A 20,163-nucleotide genomic window follows, 5' to 3' on the forward strand; every position below is an offset into this window, starting at 1 on the left:
TATGAGTTAATATAAAACACGACAACAATTCTATTAATACTATTCAGTATAATTAATGAATATAGCATCAAATGTTATTTATATCCTTAATACAGATCAATTAAATTGTAATACTTCCTTTGAAAGATTAAGAAAGTGCGGTTATACTTAGATCTTATTTTTTTAACCCTATAATTTGAGAATAAAATGCAAGAGTACCTTCCGATGGCAATTGAATTTGCCAAAAATCATACTTTGATGGTAATAGCGTGGATCGCTGTATTTATTATGGTTGTTTATACTTTCTTTAAATCAATTACAACTAAAGTAAAAACTATTGATAATACGGAATTAGTTCGAATTATTAATAGTCAAGACGCTACAGTGATTGATATACGTACTGTTGATGAATTTGAGCGTGGTCATATCATTAATAGCATTCATTTATTACCAACAGAGATTAAAAATAATAACGTTGGTAAAATCGAACATCACAAAGAACATCCTGTAGTATTAGTTTGTGCCACTGGTATGAATGCTAATAGCTCCGCAGAGCTACTAGCAAAACAAGGGTTTACTCAAGTTTATGCCTTAAAAGAAGGTATTACAGGTTGGTGTTCTTCAAATTTACCACTAGTTAAAAAACATTAATTAATAATTACTTAAGGACTCACAAATGAACGAACAAAATAACACTAATGAAGTAGCGACAGAAGAGCAATCAGCACAAGAAGCCATGCTACAAATTCAACGTATTTATACAAAAGATATTTCTTTTGAAGCCCCAAATCTACCTCATATTTTTCAGCAAGAATGGAAACCGAATTTAAAATTTGATTTAAGCACTGAAACTACTCAAGTTGGTGAAAATCTTTATGAAGTTTGTTTAAATATATCAGTTGAAACTACTTTAGAAGATAGCAATGATGTAGCTTTCATTTGTGAAGTAAAACAAGCAGGTATTTTTGCTATTTCAGGCTTGGAAGAAATGCAAATGGCACATTGCTTAACATCTCAATGTCCAAATATGCTATTCCCTTACGCTCGTGAATTAGTCGCTAGTTTAGTAAATCGTGGTACATTCCCTGCATTAAACCTTTCTCCAGTAAATTTTGATGCACTGTTTGTGGATTATTTAGAACGTCAGCAAAAACAAGCTGAGCAACAAGATAATGAAAAACAAGAAGTACATTAATCTCATGTAAATAAAGTGGCGGAAGAATTTCCGCCTTTTTCATTCAAGTTATTGTACTTGTTTCCATTTTAATGGAGAATGCACAGATGAATATGACTATATCTAACGGTCCAATTACTATTATCGGAGCTGGTTCTTACGGCACAGCGTTAGCAATAGCGTTCTCTCGTAATAGTTATCCTGTCTATCTCTGGGGGCATAACCCTGATCACATGCAACAGTTGGCGGAGCAACGGAAAAACCAACGCTTTTTACCTGAAATACCGTTTCCTCCTTCGCTTCAAGTAGAATTGGATCTTAAAAGTGCGGTACAAAAATCAAAAGATTTATTAATAGTTGTGCCTAGTCATGTATTTAGTGAAGTTATTGATAAAATTCAACCGCACTTACAGCCAGAACATCGTGTTGTATGGGCAACAAAGGGTTTAGAGCGTCATACAGGGCGTTTATTACAAACTGTTATTGAAGAAAAAATAGGCAAACAATATCCTCTTGCAGTACTTTCTGGACCAACTTTTGCTAAAGAACTTGCAGCTGGATTACCAACAGCAATTACACTCGCATCTAATAACGAGCAATTTGCTCTTGAGTTTCAGGCTCGTATTCACTGTAGTAAGCATTTTCGAGTATATATCAACAAAGATATGATTGGCGTGCAATTAGGTGGAGCAATAAAAAATGTGATAGCTATTAGTGCGGGCATTTCTGATGGTATGGGGTTTGGTGCTAATGCACGTACCGCTTTAATTACAAGAGGTATTGCAGAAATTACACGTCTAGGTGTTGCGTTAGGTGCAAATTATGCCACTTTCTCTGGTATGTCTGGTTTAGGTGATTTAGTCTTAACTTGTACTGATAACCAATCTCGTAATCGCCGTTTTGGTTTAATGCTGGGTAAAGGTTACAGCACAGAGCAAGCCATGAAGGAAATTGGGCAAGTAGTAGAAGGTTTTTATAATACAAAAGAAGCCTATACAGTAGCTCAGCAACTGGGTGTTGAAATGCCAATCACAGAACAAATGTATCAAATGTTATTTTGTGAAAAAAGTGCTAAAGATGCTGCAGTAAGTTTACTTTCAAGAGAAAGAAAGAAGGAGTAAAGATGTCGGCACAAATTTGGAATTTAATTTTCAAAGAAGCTAAAATGTTAGTGGAAAAAGAGCCAGTATTAGCAAGTTTTTTCCACACTACTATATTAAATCACCGTTCTTTAGGTGATGCTTTAAGCTACATTCTAGCTAATAAACTTGCCAGCCCTATTATGCAAGCAATGATGTTACGAGAAATCATTGAACACGCCTATCAAGCGACTCCAAGCATTATTCAAAGTGCAGCAAATGATATTAGGGCAGTGCGACAACGTGATCCAGCAGTAGAATTATGGACAACACCATTACTTTATTTAAAAGGATTTCATGCGCTGCAAAGTTATCGAATTACTCACTATCTATGGCAACAAAATCGTAAATCTCTAGCTATTTACTTACAAAATCAGATTTCAGTGGCTTTTGATGTAGATATTCATCCAGCGGCTAAAATTGGTTGTGGAATTATGTTTGATCATGCTACGGGAATTGTTGTAGGTGAAACTTCCGTGATCGAAAATGATGTATCTATTTTACAGGGAGTTACTCTAGGAGGCACAGGTAAAGAAAGTGGTGATCGTCATCCTAAAGTGCGTGAAGGCGTAATGATTGGTGCTGGAGCAAAAATCCTAGGTAATATTGAAATTGGACGTTATGCAAAAATTGGGGCTAATTCAGTAGTGTTACAATCGGTCCCTGAACATACAACTGTTGCAGGGGTGCCTGCTAAAATTATTAATAAAAACAATGAACTTAAACCTTCCTTCGAGATGAATCAAAATTTTATTATCTGATCGTGCCGCAAAACCACGTCCTTTAGGGCGTGGATATAAGGCACAAACGGCGTAGCCGTTTCAAACCTAACAATCTGGCGTTGGTTGAATGGTGATATAATATACAGTAAAATAAACACAAATTCTGTATTCTATTTTGTGTAATGTTAATCCGCAAAGCCTTTAAATTTGAAATCAGACCAAATGGCGAACAAATCCGTAAAATCAAGCAGTTTTGCGGTTGTTCTCGTTTTGTGTTCAATAAGGCGTTAGCGTGGCAAAATGAACAATACGAACTAGATAATAATCTAAAATTCAGCTATACCAAAATCGCTAATCTACTTCCACAATGGAAAAAAGAGCTACCTTGGCTCAAAGATTGTCATTCTCAAGTGCTTCAACAGTCGTTAAAAGACCTAGAAAGTGCGTTTAAAAACTTCTTTCAAAAACGTTCAGATTTCCCCAAATTCAAGAAAAAAGGCGTAAAAGAGAGCTTTCGTTTTCCGTAAGGTTGTAAAATTCAGCCACAAAATGACCGCTTGTATTTGCCGAAAATCGGTTGGGTTCGCTATCGCAATAGTCGAGAAGTGTTAGGTGAAATCAAAAATGTCACCGTAAGCGAAAAGTGCGGACGATATTTTGTGAGTATTCAAACCGAATTTGAACACGAAATTCCGACACATAAAGGGGGAGAAATTGGCATAGATATGGGCGTTGCACGCTTTGCGACGTTGTCCAATGGCGAATTTTTTGAGCCGTTGAATGCGTTTAAGACCTACAAGGGCAAACTAGCTAAACTGCAACAACAGCTCAAAAACAAAGTAAAATTCAGTAACAACTGGCAAAAGCTGAAAGAAAAAATTGGCAAATTACACCATAAAATCGCAAATTGTCGAAAAGATTTTCTGCACAAAGTCTCAACTCAAATCAGCAAAAACCACGCAATGCTCTATGTTGAAGATTTGCAAGTGCAAAATATGTCTGCTTCGGCAAAAGGTACGGCAGAAGCACACGGTAAAAATGTGAAACAAAAATCGGGCTTAAACCGTGCGATATTAGACCAGTCTTGGTTTGAGTTCAGACGACAATTAGACTACAAAACACAATGGTTAGGCGGATTTTTGGTTGCTGTTCCACCACAGAATACTAGTCGAACTTGCCCTTGTTGTGAGCATATTGCAAAAGAAAACCGTGAAACGCAATCCCATTTTGAATGTGTGGAATGTGGCTACAGAGAAAACGCTGATGTAGTTGGTGCAATTAATGTATTAGCACGTGGACGAGCTATCGTCCAAGCATAAAGAAAATCAGGCGAGGACATCGCCGTAGAGCTTGTGAAGTGAACCGCATTAGCGGTCAGCAACAAGAACCCACCGAGAGTAGCCCACGGTTTGCTGTGGGAGCTAGTAGGAATCCCCTGCCTTTAGGCAGGGGAGGATGTCAATGATGCTTAATTATTTTCCATAAAATAGAGCGGATTTTTACCGCTCTTTTTCTTCTTTTTGCGATCATGATCGCAAACTTTCATCAATTTTATTGTTAGTGTTTGATAAATAATTCAGATTAACTATGTTGAAATTATTCAACTATTAAACGAATTTAAATCAAGGATTATCATATGAAAAAATTAACTTCTATTTTTACTTCATTTCTCGCCTTAATTGCTATTGCTTTTAGTGGTAATATTTTGGCAGAAACAAAAACAGAATCAGTTAAAACGACACAAACTCAAATTGAGCAAGTCTCAACAACAGATAAAGCAAAAAATGCAGTCATTATTTCTGATAAAGTAAACATCAATACAGCTACTGCAAGTGAAATCCGAAAAGCGATGGTTGGTATTGGTACAAAAAAAGCTGAGGCTATAATCGATTATCGTGAGAAACACGGTAATTTCACTACACTTGAACAATTACTTGAGGTGCAAGGTATTGGTAAAGCGACCTTAGAAAAAAACAGAGATCGTATTACACTGGAATAATGTACTAACCATAACTACAAAATAGAACTTTACTAAGTTCGTTTACCGACCATAATATAAAGTATATTATGGTCGGCTTTTGCACTTCTACATCAAAAAATCAGCAAAAATACTAAACCTTAACTCTGCTTATGAAGTAGAATAAGAAAATTGAAAAATAATAAGGAAAAAATATGAAACAAAAAGTAGTATTAGCAACGAGTAATAAAGGGAAAGTGAAAGAAATGGCAGATGCATTGTCTGCTTTTGGCTTTGATGTAGTAGCACAAACAGATTTAGGAATTGAAAGTCCAGAAGAAACAGGGCTAACTTTTATAGAAAATGCGTTATTAAAAGCCCGTTATGCAGCTAAACTTTCAGGATTACCCGCTATTGCTGATGACAGTGGTTTAGTCGTACAAGCTTTAAATGGAGAACCTGGACTTTATTCCGCTCGTTATGCTGGCATTGATGGTAGTAATGCAGATAATGAGAATCGTAAAAAGTTGCTGTTAAAATTAGCGAATGTACCGAAAGAAAAACGCCAAGCTAAATTTGTTAGCTGTATTGTGATGTTGCAACATGAAAATGATCCATCCCCAGTCATTGCTGAGGGGGAATGTCACGGGTTTATTGATTTAGAAGAAAAAGGCTCAAATGGTTTTGGGTATGATAGTTTGTTTTTTTTCCCACCCAAAAACTGCACATTTGCCGAACTAGATATTGTTGAAAAGAAAAAAATATCACATCGTGCAAATGCCCTAAACGTATTGAAAGAGCGGTTAAAATAATGCTGGTTTTACCTCCACTAAGTTTGTATATTCACATTCCTTGGTGCATACAAAAATGTCCTTATTGTGACTTTAATTCTCATACTCTAAAAGCAGAAATTCCTGAGCGAGACTATATTCATCACTTACTTTGTGATTTAACACAAGATTTAAATCGTTATCAGAAAAGCATTCGAGATCGTAAGTTACATTCAATTTTTATTGGTGGAGGTACGCCAAGTTTGTTTTCTGCAGAAAGTATTAATTTTTTATTAACAGAAATTAAAAAACAGATTTCTTTTTCTGATGATATTGAAATTACACTAGAAGCGAATCCTGGCACAGTAGAAGCAGATCGTTTTAATAGTTATGTGATCGCTGGGGTAAATCGAATTTCTATGGGGATACAAAGTTTTAATGATCAAAAACTGACCGCACTTGGGAGAATTCACAACTCAGCAGAGGCCAAAAGAGCGGTTCATTTTGCTAAAATTTCGGGAGTTAGTAGTTTTAATCTGGATTTGATGCATGGACTACTTAACCAAAGTGTGGAACAAGCAATTGATGATTTAAATCAAGCGATTGATCTTGCTCCACCCCACCTATCTTGGTATCAATTAACGATTGAACCAAATACGATGTTTTCTTACCGTACTCCTATATTACCAAATGATGATGAGCTTTGGGCGATTTTTGAGCAAGGTCATCAATTGCTCGTTGATGCAGGTTACCAACAATATGAAACTTCAGCTTATGCTAAGAAAGGATATGAATGTCGTCATAACTTAAATTATTGGCGATTCGGTGATTATTTATCCATTGGGTGCGGTTCACATGGTAAATTAAGTTTTCCACATGGTGATATTTTACGTTTTTCTAAAACTAAACACCCTAAAGGGTATTTAGATGGAAATTACTTGTATGAAGAAAAAAAAATTAATTATATAGACCGTGCTTTTGAATATTTTATGAATCGTTTTCGTCTTATTGAACCTGTGCCTAAATTAGAGTTTGAACAATTAACAGGGTTATCAATTAATTCAATTCAAAAAGAGATCGAGTGGGGATTAAAGCAAAAATATATTGAAGACAATGAGCATTATTGGCAAGTGACTGAACAAGGAAAATTGTTTTTGAATGATTTACTGGAGATTTTTTTGCCTGATTAACTTGTTTATCATTTTGAATAAGATTAAAGTAAACGTTTACTTAGATTATTCATAACAATTAACATAAGCACAATAATACGCTGAAAAATTTGAAATAAAGGACAAATTATGGATCAACTAGCAATGAAAAAAATAGCTGCACAAGCTGCATTACAATATGTAAAACCTGATACTATCGTTGGTGTTGGTAGTGGTTCAACGGTCAACTGTTTTATTGAAGCTCTAGGTTCAATAAAAGATCAAATAAAAGGGGCTGTGGCTGCCTCTAAAGCTTCTGAAGAACTACTTAAAAAACAAGGAATAGAAGTATTTACTACAAATGATGTGTCGCAATTAGATATATACGTTGATGGAGCTGATGAAATCAACTCACAAAAAATGATGATCAAAGGTGGTGGTGCGGCATTGACTCGTGAAAAAATTGTAGCCGCATTAGCAAAGAAATTTATTTGTATTGTAGACACTAGCAAACAAGTTGATGTATTAGGTTCAACTTTTGCTTTACCTATTGAAGTAATTCCAATGGCACGTTCGCAAGTGGCTCGTAAATTAGTAGCATTAGGTGGTTCACCTGAATACCGTGAAGGAGTCATAACTGACAATGGTAACGTAATTTTAGATATTTACAATTTTGAAATTATGCAACCTATTGAAATGGAAAAAGAATTAAATAATATTGCGGGTGTAGTCACTAATGGTATTTTTGCTCAACGATGTGCAGATATTGTGATTATCGGCACACCTGATGGTGCAAAAATTATTGAATAATCAACGTTATTTTCATTTCGGAGAGCTAAAATGACGACTAAAGTTTCATTAGATAAGTCAAAAATTAAATTTCTATTGTTAGAGGGTGTACACCAAAATGCTCTAGATGTATTACATCAAGCAGGTTACACTAATATTGAGTATCACAAGAAAGCACTAGAACCATCAGAGCTAAAAGAAGCAATTAAAGATGCTCATTTTGTTGGATTACGTTCCCGTACTAATTTGACAGCAGAAGTGTTACAGCATGCTAATAAGTTGATTGCAGTGGGCTGTTTTTGTATAGGTACAAATCAAGTTGATTTAGAAGCCGCAAAATTGAAAGGTATTCCCGTATTTAACGCTCCTTTTTCTAATACTCGTTCAGTAGCAGAATTAGTACTAGGTGAAATTTTGTTGTTAATGCGTAATGTGCCTCAAGCTAATGCGGAAGTACATCGTGGTTTATGGAATAAATCTGCAATTGGCTCACATGAAGTTAGAGGCAAAAAATTAGGTATTATTGGTTATGGACATATTGGCTCGCAACTGAGTATTATTGCTGAGTCTTTAGGAATGATCGTGTTTTTCTACGACATAGAAACTAAATTGCCACTGGGAAATGCTCAACAAGTTGGCACTTTAGAAGAATTACTAAGTAGTTGTGATGTAATTTCTTTACATGTCCCAGAAAATGAATCTACTAAAGATCTAATAAGTGCAGAACGAATCGCTCAGTTAAAACAAGGTTCTATTTTAATTAATGCGGCACGTGGTACGGTAGTCGATATTGATGCACTTGCCAATGCCTTGAAAGAGAAAAAAATTCGTGGTGCTGCTATTGATGTATTTCCAAAAGAACCAGCTTCTATTAATGAAGAATTTGTTTCGCCATTGCGTGAATTTGACAATGTCATTCTAACACCACATATCGGTGGTTCAACAGCAGAAGCACAAGAAAATATTGGTACTGAAGTTGCGAGTAAATTTGTCAAATACTCAGATAATGGCTCGACATTATCAGCGGTCAATTTTCCTGAAGTTTCTTTACCACAGCACAGTAATACAAAACGATTATTGCATATTCATGAAAATCGACCAGGTATTTTAAATAAAATTAACCAAGTTTTTGTAGAAGCCAATATCAATATTGCCGCTCAATATTTACAAACAGATTCACAAATAGGTTACGTAGTTGTTGATGTTGAGACAGATGATAGCACTGAGTTATTACAAAAATTACGCCAAATTGATGGTACAATTCGAGCTAGAGTGCTATTTTAGTTTTAACTTAGACAAGAAAAAGTGCGGTGAAAATGTAAAAAATTTCACAAAATTAATGCTCAAAGATGTAACTATCAAATTAAAATAAAATCCCTACAACATATCAATGTTGTAGGGTTATTTATTATAAATGGGATTAATTATATTAAAAATTTATAATAAATCAGATAGATGTGATTTTTACATTGCTAATGAACTTGCTTGAAAGTAAACTAAGAGTAATCTTATCAGAGGCATGTATGAAATTATTCCATCATAAAAAAATATCTTTTACCTCGATTGTTTTGTTTATAACGGCTTTCGCTGTGAGCTTTTCTGCTTGGGCTGCTCACACTGTTGATTTGAAAGTAATTGGTGTCAAAGGTGTAAAAGCGATAGAAAATGTCGAAATTTATACATCAATGATTGATAAAGAAGAATCTGATGGTTCTGAACGACATAAATATTTAGTTCGTGAAGCGATCAATAAAGCATTGCAAGTTTACGGCTATTACACAATTAAAATTAATTTCTCATTGAAACCGAGTTCGGGAAAAACGAGACCTACACTAGTTGCTGATGTCAATGCTGGCAGACAAACTTTAATTGAAGGTGTAGATGTTCGTTTGCTTGGTGAAGCTGTAAATGATGAAGCATTTGTTGCACTTAATGATAAAAAATTAGCTAAAAAAGGTGATATGCTTTATCACTCCTACTATGAGGACTATAAAAGTAGTTTGCAGTCTTTGGCTCAAGCAAGAGGTTATTTTAATGCAGATTTTGAGCTATCTCGTTTAGAAGTTATGCCATCTACTTATCAGGCTTGGTGGCGTATCATATTTAACAGCGGACAACGTTATCATTTTGGTAAATTTTCTTTTTTGTATTCGCAAATTCGAGAAGATTATTTGCGTAATATTATGCAAATCAAAGAAAAAGATCCTTATTTTATCAATGACTTATCTTTATTAACGAATGATTATACTTCTTCAGGTTGGTTTAAGTCAGTTTTATTGCAACCACATATTAATGAAGAAAAAAAACAAGTTGATGTGGATGTTTTGCTATATCCTCGTAAGAAAAATGCAATGGATATTGGGGTAGGTTATTCTTCTGATGTTGGACCTCGATTACAACTTGGTTGGTTAAAACCTTGGATTAATAGTAGAGGGCAGAGCTTTAGCACAAATCTTTATCTTTCTTCGCCAAAACAGATGCTAGGAGCTGTATATAAAATACCATTATTAAAAAATCCATTAAGGTATTACTATGAGTTTTCAGGTGGTTTCGAGCGAGAACGAGAAAATGATACAGATACTCTTTCTGCTACGTTTGTAGCATTACGTTACTGGAATAGAGTAACGGGTTGGCAGCATTCTTTAGGTGTTCGTGTTCGTTATGATTCTTTTTTACAAGGAGACGTTTCTGATAAAACCGTATTAATTTACCCTACGGTATCAGTTAGTCGTACACGTTTAAAAGGCGGAGCTTTCCCTACATGGGGTGATTCTCAACATATTACAGTGGATATTAGTCATAAAAATTTCTTATCAGATGCTAGTTTCTTTAAGATCCAAGCTTCGACTGCATGGGTTAGAACTTTTGCAGAAAATCATCGAACTTTGGCTAGGGCTGAGATTGGGTTATTGAAGACTAATGATATAGATAAAATTCCACCTGCACTTCGTTTTTTTGCGGGTGGGGATCGTAGTGTTCGAGGATATGGATATAAAAAGATTTCACCGAAAGATAGTAAAGGTAACTTAATTGGTGCTTCTCGTTTGCTTAATAGTACATTGGAATACCAATATCGAGTTTATGACGAGTGGTGGCTTGCTACCTTTGCTGATATAGGGCTAGCAGATAATTCTTTTAATGTTAATTCGTTGCATTATGGTGCTGGTATGGGGGTTCGTTGGGCATCACCTGTTGGAGCGATTAAATTGGATATTGCTACGCCGATTCGCGATAAAGAAAAGAGTAAGAATATCCAGTTTTATATCGGTATAGGAACTGAGCTTTGAGATAGGTTTTATTATGGAAGAACAAATAGAACAAGATACAGAAAATCCAACAACTAAGGGTGCCTCAACCGAAATAAAGGATAAGAAAAAGCTATCCTCAAAAAGAACATTGCGAAATTTATTATTCGGAGTAAGTGCGGTCATTTTCTTATCCGTTTTCGCTTTGATTGGGATGTTATTTACTGATATAGGACAACGAGGAGCGATTCGCCTCACAGACCATTTATGGGATAGTTTTTCTGTAGGTCAAGTTGATGGTGGCTTACAACAAGGTTTAGTTTTGCATGATGTTCGGTTTCAATCTGATGGAGTCATTTCTGACATCAAACAAGCTCGCTTACATTGGAATTTAAATTGTTTATGGCAAGCAGATATTTGTTTAAAAGATTTAACATTAATTGAACCTCAAATACAAATTGATTCTTCGTTATTATCGAAAGTAGAGGAAGAACAGGAAAATACGCCAATCATATGGCATAAGATACAATTTCCAGTATCCATATTCGCTGATAATATTACACTAAACAATGCATTTATATCGATTGATAATCATAAAATTTATTTAGAAACACTTAATACTTCTGCTAGGCTAGATAACGAAAAAGGTTTGATTCTTGCTCCGACACAAATTAATCATCTTGTTGTTGAGAGTGACTTCTCATCTAATTTGCGACTGTTTGAAAAGCAACCTAAAAAAGAAGAAAAAAATCAGCCCTTAGATTGGCATCAATTGGAAACATTATTTCGCTCACCATTAGCCTCTAATTTGCAAAAATTTAAGTTACCTTTCAATATTGTGATTCAAGATTTACAAGGTAAAAATTGGCAATATCGCCACATTAGAAATGAGGATGTTAACGCTATTGATATTTCTTTTTTTCAATTACAAGCAGAGGGAATAGATGAACATATTGTTTTAAATACATTAAAAGTGAATAGTTCTCTTGCTGATATTGATGGGCGGGGTAGTTTATTACTTAAAGAGCAGTTTCCGTTAGCTCTTAACATTCAATTAAATATTAAGCAACAGACTAAAAATAATAAAATATTATTGCCAACTACTGAAGCAAATTTGCATCTAATAGGCGATTTGATGGATAAAACAACTCTTTCTATTCATGCTGACGGCATGGCTTCTATTGTGCTAGAAGCTACTGCTAGATTAAATCAACAGAATAATCCATTAAATTTGAAATTGAATATCAAAAATTTTCAATATCCTTTCGATCCAAACGAGAAAGATCTATTTTATACACCTGAATTAGATTTATATTTAGACGGAGACTTATTAACTTATCAAGGTGAGTTTAGCGGTGACATTAGAGGTAGCAACGTACCTAAAACGAAAATTAATAGTTTATTTTATGGAGGAATATCAGCTATTAATTTTGAGAAATTACAACTTGAATTATTAAAAGGGAAAGCAAATTTACAGGGTAGTTTGGACTGGAAGCAGGGATTAAAATGGCAAAGTGCGGTAGATTTCAACAATATTAATTTAACTCAGTATTTTTCTGAAATTCCGTCTATATTATTTGGCAAGTTTATTTTTAACGGGCAATTAGATAGGAAAAAATGGCAGATTGCAGTTCCAATATTAGATCTAAGAGGTACATTATCGAAACGTTCTTTAATGATAAAAGGTGATTTGGCTTCAGATAATGAATATTTATTCAATAGTTCAAGTTTATTAATAAATTATGGCGAGAATAAAATTAAATTAAATGGACATTTAGGCAAAAACTCTGACTTAAATCTAGATATAGCAGCACCTGATTTACGTGGCTTATTACCTCATTTTTCAGCATCATTGCTGGGTAAACTAAAATTTAGTGGTAATCTCATTCAGCCAACGTTAGAAGCGGATTTGCGTGGAAACAATTTTCGTTTCCAAGACATTAATGTTAATCAATTTGCTTTGAAAGGGCAGATGACTTCTGATGAATTAGTGCAAGGTAATATTGCCTTTAACATGAAAGGATTAAATTTTAATAAGATTCAGATTCCATCAGTAGTATTGACGATAGCGGGGGATGAAAAAAATCACCGTTTCCATTTGCGTTCTCAAGGTGAACCTGTGGCAGTAAATTTGTATTTGGGTGGTAAATTTGACCGTGATAAATTATATTGGCGAGGAACGGTAACTAGCATAAATATTACTTCGCCAGTAGGAAATTGGACAACTAATCAAGATATTTACACAAGTTACAGTAGTAAACAAAATCATATTAGAATTGCACCGCACTGTTGGCAAAATTCAAATATTGATTTATGTTTTCCGCAACATATGAAAATAGGAAAAAGTGGCGATATTTTATTTGATTTGAAAAAAGTTGATTTGAATTTAGTCAATAAACTTATTGATCAAAACTTATTTGTTGGAAGATTGCGTTCAACTGGAAAATTTGAGTGGTTTACTGATAAATCGCCACAATTTAACTTGAAAGCAGAGGGTAATAATTTATCTCTATCAAAAAAAATAGGCTATCGTTCTTTTCAAATAGTATTACCAAAATTTAATTTTAATACTGTTTTGCAACAAAATACTTTAGTAGCAGAGTCCAGTCTTCAAGTTAGTAATCGAGGAAATTTAGGAAATATTAATGCAAATATAAAGTTACAAGATTTATTAAATAAACGAATGTTGAAAGGGGCATTAAATATTGATCGATTGAATTTAAGCTTGTTTAATCAATTGTTATCAAGTGGAGAAAATATTTCGGGTGATATTGATGCTAATTTAATATTAGGAGGCAGTTTAAATGCACCTTTGTTAAATGGTAGCGTTAATATTAATGAATTAAGTGCGGTAGTAAAAAACCTACCTTTTGATATTAAAAAAGGTCAGATTAATATTGGATTTCAAGGAAATCACTCAACGTTGCAAGGTTATATTAAAAATGCAGATAGCCGTTTAGACATTGGTGGTGATGCTAATTGGCAAGATTTAAATCGTTGGAATACAAGGATATACGCAAAAGCAAGTGAATTTAACATTAATATTCCCTCTGTAGCTAAGCTTAAAGTCAGCCCTGATATTGAAATTAAAGCAGCCCCTAAATTGCTAACTCTTTCAGGGCAGATTGGTGTGCCTTGGGCAAGAATTGCGATTGATGAGATGCCTGAAAGTGCAGTGAGTCCAAGCAGTGATGTAGTTATTTTAGATGGACCTGATAAAACTAGACCGAAAATTCATCATTCTCAACTTGAAGCAAAAACAAAGAGTGGGATGGAAATTCGTTCTGATTTAAAAATCAATGTTGGTAATGACGTTAAGCTCGATTCTTATGGACTAAATACTAATCTGAATGGTGTTCTTTCCGTTAAACAAGAAAAAAATAAGTTAGGGTTGTTTGGACAAATTAATTTGAAAAATGGACGTTATAATGCTTTTGGGCAAGATTTGCTTATTCGAAAAGGGCAAATTAATTTTTCTGGATTGCCGTCGCAACCTTTATTGAATGTCGAAGCTATACGGAATCCGACAGCAATGGAAAATAGTAATATTGTTGCTGGTGTGAAGGTAGTCGGTATCGCTACTTCGCCAAAAGTCACGGTATTTAGCGAGCCTGCAATGTCGCAAGATCAAGCCCTATCTTATTTATTGACGGGACGTTCATTAGAAAATATTGGTTCGGAATCTGGTAGTTCTGGCGGTTCTATTGGAGCAGCGTTATTAAGTATTGGTTTGGCGAAAAGTGGAAAACTAGTTGGTAGTATTGGTGAAAGTTTTGGTATTCAGGATCTAAACTTGGGTACGCAAGGAATTGGAGATAAATCTCAAGTAGTAGTAAGCGGTAATATTACTTCTCGTTTACAAGTAAAATATGGTATTGGTATATTTGACGGTTTAGCAGAATTTACGTTACGTTATAAATTATTACCGCAGCTCTATTTACAATCTGTATCAGGTGTTAATCAGGCAGTAGATCTGCTCTATCAATTTGAATTTTAGGGAAACTTTATGGACAAAAATGAATTGATTACATATATACCAGAACCTGTGCATCATCGAAGTGAAGTAAGAGAAATTGCTGCTATTGATTTAGGTTCAAATAGTTTTCATATGATTGTTGCTCGAATTGTAAATGGATCGATCCAAATATTGTCTCGTTTGAAACAGAAAGTACAGCTAGCAGAAGGATTAGACAAAAACAATGTGTTGAGTCAAGAAGCTATTGTTCGAGGTGTAAATTGTTTAGCTTTGTTTGCAGAGAGATTACAGGGATTTAAAGCTGAAAATGTTAATGTAGTAGGAACTTATACCCTACGAAGGGCTATCAATAAAGAAGAGTTTTTGCGTCAAGCGAAACAGGTATTTCCTTATCCGATTAATATTATTACAGGACAAACTGAGGCAAAAACTATTTACGCTGGCGTGTCTCATACTCAGCCAGAAATGGGACGAAAATTTGTTATTGATATTGGTGGTGGTTCAACAGAAATGATTATTGGTGATGACTTTACTCCTATCGTTGCTGAGAGTCGTCACATGGGTTGCGTGAGTTTTGCGAAGAAGTTTTTCCCACATGGTATTATTTCGCCAGAAAATTTTTATCAAGCAAAGCAAAGTGCGGCTGATAAAATTGAAGATTTAGCTTTTGAATATCGAACTCTTGGATGGCAGTCTGTATTAGGTTCATCAGGGACGATAAAGACTGTTTACCAAGTGATAGCTTCAAATATTGATCCATATGGAATAATTACTCAAGAACGCTTGTCTAGATTGACAGAAAAAGTCTTGCAAGTTAAACATTTTGATGGTTTACGTTTGAGTGGATTGAATGAAGATCGTGCCGATGTTTTTGTACCTGGGTTAGCAATATTAACGGCTGTTTTTGAAAATTTTGGAATTCAACAGATGCGTTATTCTGATGGAGCATTGCGAGAAGGTGTCATTTATAGCTTGGAGAAGAATTTTCAAGTAAAAAATATTCGTCAACGTACAGCTTTTGCTCTTGCTGAGCAGTTTAATGTGGATCTTAAACAAGCAAAACGGGTTCAAGAAACAGCACTATTATTGTTTGAAAAAGTTACTCATTGGCATAACTATAAATATCGTAATGAAATTAAAGATATTTTATTATGGGCTTCACAACTTCATGAAGTAGGTTTAGTGATCAATCATAAAGGATTACAAAAACATTCTGCTTATATTTTGCAAAATATGGAGTTACCTGGTTTTAATAAGGAGCAGCAACGTTTACTTTCTATCTTAGTTCGTTATCAAATTAACCAACTTAAAACGGCAGAATTATATAAATTTCCACGTTATTGTGAACAAGATATTCTAAGTTTAATTCGTTTATTCAGATTGGCTATTATTCTAAATAAGAGCCGTCAAGCAACAGAACCAATTAGTCAGATTACGTTAAAATTTGACCGCACTTTAACGCAATGGAAATTGCAGTTTAATGACAATTACTTAGCTAACAATCCATTAATAAAAAATGAATTGATCTTAGAAAGAAAGCTGCTTCAAGAAGTTGGATTAGAGTTGACTTTCCAATAGCGATTTGGATTTTACAACAATAAATTTTAATATAGGAAAATAGATTAGTATAAAAGTGAAATTCATTCAGAGCTTTAGCATGTTTTTTAAAGCCCTGAATTTGTTAAAAAACTACCGCACTTTAATCAGTGCTTTTCTTTGTAGGGCGTTGCCAGTCTTTAATATGACGCTGAGGAGTACGAGAAATAACTAATTCATTTTCACCTACATTTTTAGTTACTGTTGTACCTGCACCTATTGTTGAACCACTAGCAATGTTAATTGGAGCAATAAGTTGGCAATCTGAGCCGACGAATACATTGTCTCCTATTTCAGTTTTAAATTTATTTGCACCATCATAATTGCAAGTAATTACACCAGCTCCAATATTACAGCAACTGCCAATCTCAGCATTTCCTACATAAGTTAAATGGTTTATTTTAGACCCTTTGCCAATATTAGCTTGCTTGATTTCAACAAAATTACCCACGTGAGTTTCGGCAGATAATATCGCACCAGGACGCAAACGGGAAAATGGACCAACTTGGGATTTTTCTCCAATATAAGCATCTTCAAATACTGAATAGGGTTTAATCGTTACATCGTCAGCGATAGTACAATTTTTTAATACGCACCCAGCACCTATGCGAACACGATTGCCTAGTTGTACATTACCTTCAAACACTACATTAATATCAATTTCAACATCTTTACCGCATGTGAGTTGTCCACGTAGATCAAAACGCTTCGGATCGATAATAGTAACTCCATTCAGTAATAATTGTTCAGCTTGTTTATATTGATAATATCGTTCTAGTCTAGCAAGTTGCAGACGATTATTTACTCCTTCAACTTCCATCATATCTTCAGGATGAACTGCGGTAACTTTATAGTTTTCTTTATTTGCCAGAGCAATAATGTCAGTAATGTAATATTCGCCCTGTGCATTATTATTATCCAAGCATTTTAACCACCTTTTTAAATCCGCCCCCTTTGCTACTAAAACCCCAGTATTGATTTCTTTAATACATTGTTGTTCTGCCGTGGCATCTTTTTGTTCTACAATAGCGACAATTTGATTATTTTGTCGAATAATACGACCATAACCAGTTGGATTTTCAAGATTCACTGTAAGGAGCGATATTCCTTGAGCAGGTTTGGCAGCGATGAGATTTTGAAGCGTTTTTTTGCTAATTAATGGGGTATCACCATAAACCATTAGGATATTTTCTTCATCATCAAAAAAAGGTGCCGCTTGTTGCATTGCATGTCCTGTGCCAAGTTGTTGCTCTTGCAATACCCAATTAACAGCTTCATTGCTCAAACGTTGTTGCAATAAATTTGCACCATGACCATAAATTAAATGAATTTGTTCCGCTTCAAGTTGCTTCGCAGTATCTATTACATGCTTTACCATAGGCTTACCGCCGATTTCATGTAGCACTTTAGGTAAATCTGAATACATGCGAGTGCCTTTTCCTGCGGCTAAAATAACTACGCTAAGTTTTGTCATTATCATTCTCTATTTTTATCGAAATTCTCTTCAATTTTATATTAGAATGAGATAAATGAAAATCTTCTTTAGAAGAGACTGCTTGAATGAAACCTCAAACTGAATACTACATAGGCATTATGTCGGGTACTAGTTTAGACGGCGTGGACTTAGTATTGATGGATTTTGCTAATGGAAAGAATGAATTAGTGGATACTGATTTTACTCCTATGCCGAAGAAACTAAAGGAAAAATTGACCGCACTTTTGCAAGGTAAAACTAGTTTACAACAGTTGGGAGAGGTTGATCATCAGTTAGGTTTGCTGTATTCCCATTGTGTTAACCAGTTTTTAAATAAATTAAAATTAACATCCGATCAAATTAGAGCAATTGGCTGTCACGGACAAACTATTTGGCATGCTCCACATGGTAAGTATCCATTTACTATGCAAATTGGTGATGCTAACTTAATTGCAGCACGAACTAAAATTAGTGTGATTGCGGATTTTCGGCGTAAAGATATGGCTAGTGGTGGGCAGGGAGCTCCTTTAGTGCCAGCGTTTCATCAAGCGATATTTGCAGACCCAGCAAGGCTAACGGTTATTTTAAATATTGGTGGTATAAGTAATATTTCTATTCTCTATCCTGATTTTTCTGTCATAGGTTACGATACAGGCACTGGAAATATATTGATGGATTTATGGGTAGAAAAGCATCTTGGGCTACTTTATGACAAAAATGGGGAATGGGCAAAAACAGGAAAAATTGATCATAACTTATTGCAAGATCTCTTGAATGAACCTTATTTATTTAAAAAACCACCAAAAAGTACAGGGCGTGAATTATTCAATCTATCTTGGCTTGAGCAAAAAACTAAAAAATATACCGCACTTTTGCCACAAGACGTTCAAGCAACTTTGGCAGAGTTTACTGTACTTTGCACAGTTAAACAGTTGCATTTAATTAAAAGAGAAATGACTAGTTTGTTGCTCGTTTGTGGTGGAGGTGCAAAAAACAGATTATTAATGGAAAAATTGGTATTTCACTTGCCTGACTGGCAAGTTGCAACTACTACTGATTATGGTTTGCATAGTGACTATGTAGAGGCAGCCGCATTTGCTTGGTTAGCTTACTGCCGTGTCCACAAGTTGCCTTCTAATATGCCAGCAGTGACAGGGGCTAAAAGTGCGGTCAGTTTGGGGGTTATTTATCCAGCAGAGTAAATGTATGAAACAAGAAAATTTAACTTTGACATTATCAAATTTAGTCAGTGAATCACGTAATTTAGACTCGATGAGTTTAGATCAGATGTCATCATTACAAATTGTACGTCTAATGAATGATGAAGATAAGAAAGTCCCTCTAGCAATTGAACGTTGTTTGCCTCAAATTGCTTTAGCGGTGGAAAAAATTGCGATAGCTTTTCAGAATGGTGGCAGATTAATTTATATTGGTGCGGGTACAAGCGGTAGACTTGGCGTATTAGATGCATCAGAATGCCCGCCGACATTTGGTGTATCATCAGATATAGTGAGGGGAATCATTGCAGGTGGCAAGCAAGCAATTTGTTCTCCTGTGGAAGGTGCAGAGGATAATCAGCAAGCTGCCATTGATGATTTGCAACGTATTAGTTTGAGTGATTCAGATGTACTGGTAGGTATTGCAGCTAGTGGACGAACTCCTTATGTGTTAAGTGGGTTAAAATATGCTAAAAAGTGCGGTGCATTCACAGTTGCGATCAGTAGTAACCCTGAGTCGGCTATGGCTAAAATTGCAGATGTAGAAATTACTACTTTAGTTGGAGCTGAGGTGTTGACTGGCTCGAGTCGGTTAAAATCAGGGACAGCACAAAAATTAGTATTAAATATGTTGACGACGGCTTCAATGGTGTTGATAGGGAAGTGCTACCAAAATCTTATGGTCGATGTTCAAGCATCAAATCAAAAGTTAGTTGCACGAGCGATAAGCATTGTTATGCAAGCAACTGATTGTACTGAAAAAGTAGCTGAATTAGCTTTAGAACAAGCAAATTATCATGCAAAAACTGCAATTTTAATGCTTTTAACAGGAGAAACGTATCAAAGAGCGGTAGATTTATTAAAAGAAAATCAAGGTAACTTACAGAAAACACTTCAACGAGAATAGCGTTATTGTTGCGTTTAATTAATAAACTTTTTAAGTTATATTGAGGGTTCATTTGAAATAAAAAGTGCGG

General features: G+C 34.9%; 15 protein-coding genes and 1 pseudogene. 15 read left to right on the forward strand and 1 reads right to left on the reverse strand.

Annotation, left to right across the window (positions count from 1 at the left end):
* The first annotated feature begins 186 nt into the window (after positions 1–186).
* From ACFQ02_RS08770 to ppx, 13 genes and pseudogenes are all read left to right on the forward strand, one after another.
* Positions 187–630 (forward strand): rhodanese-like domain-containing protein, encoded by a 444-nt coding sequence (locus ACFQ02_RS08770; RefSeq protein ID WP_380821909.1) that lies wholly within the window; start codon positions 187–189, stop codon positions 628–630.
* Positions 631–655: 25 nt separating this feature from the next.
* Positions 656–1,174, forward strand: coding sequence for a protein-export chaperone SecB (gene secB, locus ACFQ02_RS08775; protein WP_380821912.1), 519 nt, complete (start codon positions 656–658; stop codon positions 1,172–1,174).
* Positions 1,175–1,260: 86 nt separating this feature from the next.
* Positions 1,261–2,274, forward strand: a complete 1,014-nt coding sequence (gene gpsA, locus ACFQ02_RS08780; protein ID WP_380821917.1) for an NAD(P)H-dependent glycerol-3-phosphate dehydrogenase — start codon at positions 1,261–1,263, stop codon at positions 2,272–2,274.
* A 2-nt stretch (positions 2,275–2,276) separates the two neighbouring features.
* Positions 2,277–3,053: a serine O-acetyltransferase gene (gene cysE, locus ACFQ02_RS08785; RefSeq protein ID WP_380821921.1), complete on the forward strand. Its 777-nt coding sequence runs from the start codon at positions 2,277–2,279 to the stop codon at positions 3,051–3,053.
* Between the two features lie 143 nt (positions 3,054–3,196).
* Positions 3,197–4,333: pseudogene (locus tag ACFQ02_RS08790) on the forward strand (RNA-guided endonuclease InsQ/TnpB family protein).
* A gap of 317 nt (positions 4,334–4,650) precedes the next feature.
* Positions 4,651–5,013: a ComEA family DNA-binding protein gene (locus ACFQ02_RS08795; RefSeq protein WP_380821924.1), complete on the forward strand. Its 363-nt coding sequence runs from the start codon at positions 4,651–4,653 to the stop codon at positions 5,011–5,013.
* Between the two features lie 173 nt (positions 5,014–5,186).
* Positions 5,187–5,783, forward strand: a complete 597-nt coding sequence (rdgB, locus tag ACFQ02_RS08800; RefSeq protein WP_380821927.1) for an RdgB/HAM1 family non-canonical purine NTP pyrophosphatase — start codon at positions 5,187–5,189, stop codon at positions 5,781–5,783.
* Complete coding sequence (hemW, locus tag ACFQ02_RS08805; RefSeq protein ID WP_380821930.1) at positions 5,783–6,931, forward strand: radical SAM family heme chaperone HemW; 1,149 nt, start codon at positions 5,783–5,785, stop codon at positions 6,929–6,931. Before rdgB ends, hemW begins: the two co-directional genes overlap by 1 nt.
* A 108-nt stretch (positions 6,932–7,039) precedes the next feature.
* Entirely contained in the window at positions 7,040–7,699 is a 660-nt protein-coding gene (gene rpiA, locus ACFQ02_RS08810) for a ribose-5-phosphate isomerase RpiA (protein ID WP_380821933.1), read from the forward strand.
* 30 nt (positions 7,700–7,729) lie between these two features.
* The gene (gene serA / locus ACFQ02_RS08815; RefSeq protein ID WP_380821936.1) at positions 7,730–8,962 is read left to right on the forward strand and encodes a phosphoglycerate dehydrogenase; all 1,233 of its coding nucleotides are present in this window, start codon (positions 7,730–7,732) and stop codon (positions 8,960–8,962) included.
* Positions 8,963–9,201: 239 nt separating this feature from the next.
* On the forward strand, positions 9,202–10,965 hold the full coding sequence (gene tamA, locus ACFQ02_RS08820; protein WP_380821939.1) for an autotransporter assembly complex protein TamA: 1,764 nt from the start codon (positions 9,202–9,204) through the stop codon (positions 10,963–10,965).
* Positions 10,966–10,978: 13 nt separating this feature from the next.
* Positions 10,979–14,920, forward strand: a complete 3,942-nt coding sequence (gene tamB, locus ACFQ02_RS08825) for an autotransporter assembly complex protein TamB (RefSeq protein ID WP_380821942.1) — start codon at positions 10,979–10,981, stop codon at positions 14,918–14,920.
* A gap of 9 nt (positions 14,921–14,929) precedes the next feature.
* The gene (ppx, locus tag ACFQ02_RS08830) at positions 14,930–16,477 is read left to right on the forward strand and encodes an exopolyphosphatase (protein WP_380821945.1); all 1,548 of its coding nucleotides are present in this window, start codon (positions 14,930–14,932) and stop codon (positions 16,475–16,477) included.
* A 121-nt stretch (positions 16,478–16,598) separates the two neighbouring features.
* Here the strand turns inward: ppx and glmU are convergent, their stop codons facing one another.
* The gene (gene glmU / locus ACFQ02_RS08835; protein ID WP_380821948.1) at positions 16,599–17,969 is read right to left on the reverse strand and encodes a bifunctional UDP-N-acetylglucosamine diphosphorylase/glucosamine-1-phosphate N-acetyltransferase GlmU; all 1,371 of its coding nucleotides are present in this window, start codon (positions 17,967–17,969) and stop codon (positions 16,599–16,601) included.
* An 86-nt stretch (positions 17,970–18,055) separates the two neighbouring features.
* Between glmU and ACFQ02_RS08840 the strand changes: the two genes are divergently transcribed.
* Both ACFQ02_RS08840 and murQ read left to right on the forward strand, forming a co-directional pair.
* A complete protein-coding gene (locus ACFQ02_RS08840; protein WP_380821951.1) occupies positions 18,056–19,171 on the forward strand; it encodes an anhydro-N-acetylmuramic acid kinase in 1,116 nt (371 codons plus the stop codon).
* Positions 19,172–19,175: 4 nt separating this feature from the next.
* On the forward strand, positions 19,176–20,093 hold the full coding sequence (murQ, locus tag ACFQ02_RS08845) for an N-acetylmuramic acid 6-phosphate etherase (RefSeq protein WP_380821953.1): 918 nt from the start codon (positions 19,176–19,178) through the stop codon (positions 20,091–20,093).
* Positions 20,094–20,163: the final 70 nt, after the last annotated feature.

It is taken from the genome of Seminibacterium arietis (assembly GCF_042675725.1).
Classification (GTDB): Bacteria; Pseudomonadota; Gammaproteobacteria; order Enterobacterales; family Pasteurellaceae; genus Seminibacterium; species Seminibacterium arietis.

Bases quoted from the DNA above. Each gene is read 5' to 3' on its own strand.
- ACFQ02_RS08770 (WP_380821909.1), top strand. From the start codon at position 187: ATGCAAGAGTACCTTCCGATGGCAATTGAATTTGCCAAAAATCATACT.
- secB (WP_380821912.1), top strand. From the start codon at position 656: ATGAACGAACAAAATAACACTAATGAAGTAGCGACAGAAGAGCAATCA.
- gpsA (WP_380821917.1), top strand. From the start codon at position 1,261: ATGAATATGACTATATCTAACGGTCCAATTACTATTATCGGAGCTGGT.
- cysE (WP_380821921.1), top strand. From the start codon at position 2,277: ATGTCGGCACAAATTTGGAATTTAATTTTCAAAGAAGCTAAAATGTTA.
- ACFQ02_RS08795 (WP_380821924.1), top strand. From the start codon at position 4,651: ATGAAAAAATTAACTTCTATTTTTACTTCATTTCTCGCCTTAATTGCT.
- rdgB (WP_380821927.1), top strand. From the start codon at position 5,187: ATGAAACAAAAAGTAGTATTAGCAACGAGTAATAAAGGGAAAGTGAAA.
- hemW (WP_380821930.1), top strand. From the start codon at position 5,783: ATGCTGGTTTTACCTCCACTAAGTTTGTATATTCACATTCCTTGGTGC.
- rpiA (WP_380821933.1), top strand. From the start codon at position 7,040: ATGGATCAACTAGCAATGAAAAAAATAGCTGCACAAGCTGCATTACAA.
- serA (WP_380821936.1), top strand. From the start codon at position 7,730: ATGACGACTAAAGTTTCATTAGATAAGTCAAAAATTAAATTTCTATTG.
- tamA (WP_380821939.1), top strand. From the start codon at position 9,202: ATGAAATTATTCCATCATAAAAAAATATCTTTTACCTCGATTGTTTTG.
- tamB (WP_380821942.1), top strand. From the start codon at position 10,979: ATGGAAGAACAAATAGAACAAGATACAGAAAATCCAACAACTAAGGGT.
- ppx (WP_380821945.1), top strand. From the start codon at position 14,930: ATGGACAAAAATGAATTGATTACATATATACCAGAACCTGTGCATCAT.
- glmU (WP_380821948.1), bottom strand. From the start codon at position 17,969: ATGACAAAACTTAGCGTAGTTATTTTAGCCGCAGGAAAAGGCACTCGC.
- ACFQ02_RS08840 (WP_380821951.1), top strand. From the start codon at position 18,056: ATGAAACCTCAAACTGAATACTACATAGGCATTATGTCGGGTACTAGT.
- murQ (WP_380821953.1), top strand. From the start codon at position 19,176: ATGAAACAAGAAAATTTAACTTTGACATTATCAAATTTAGTCAGTGAA.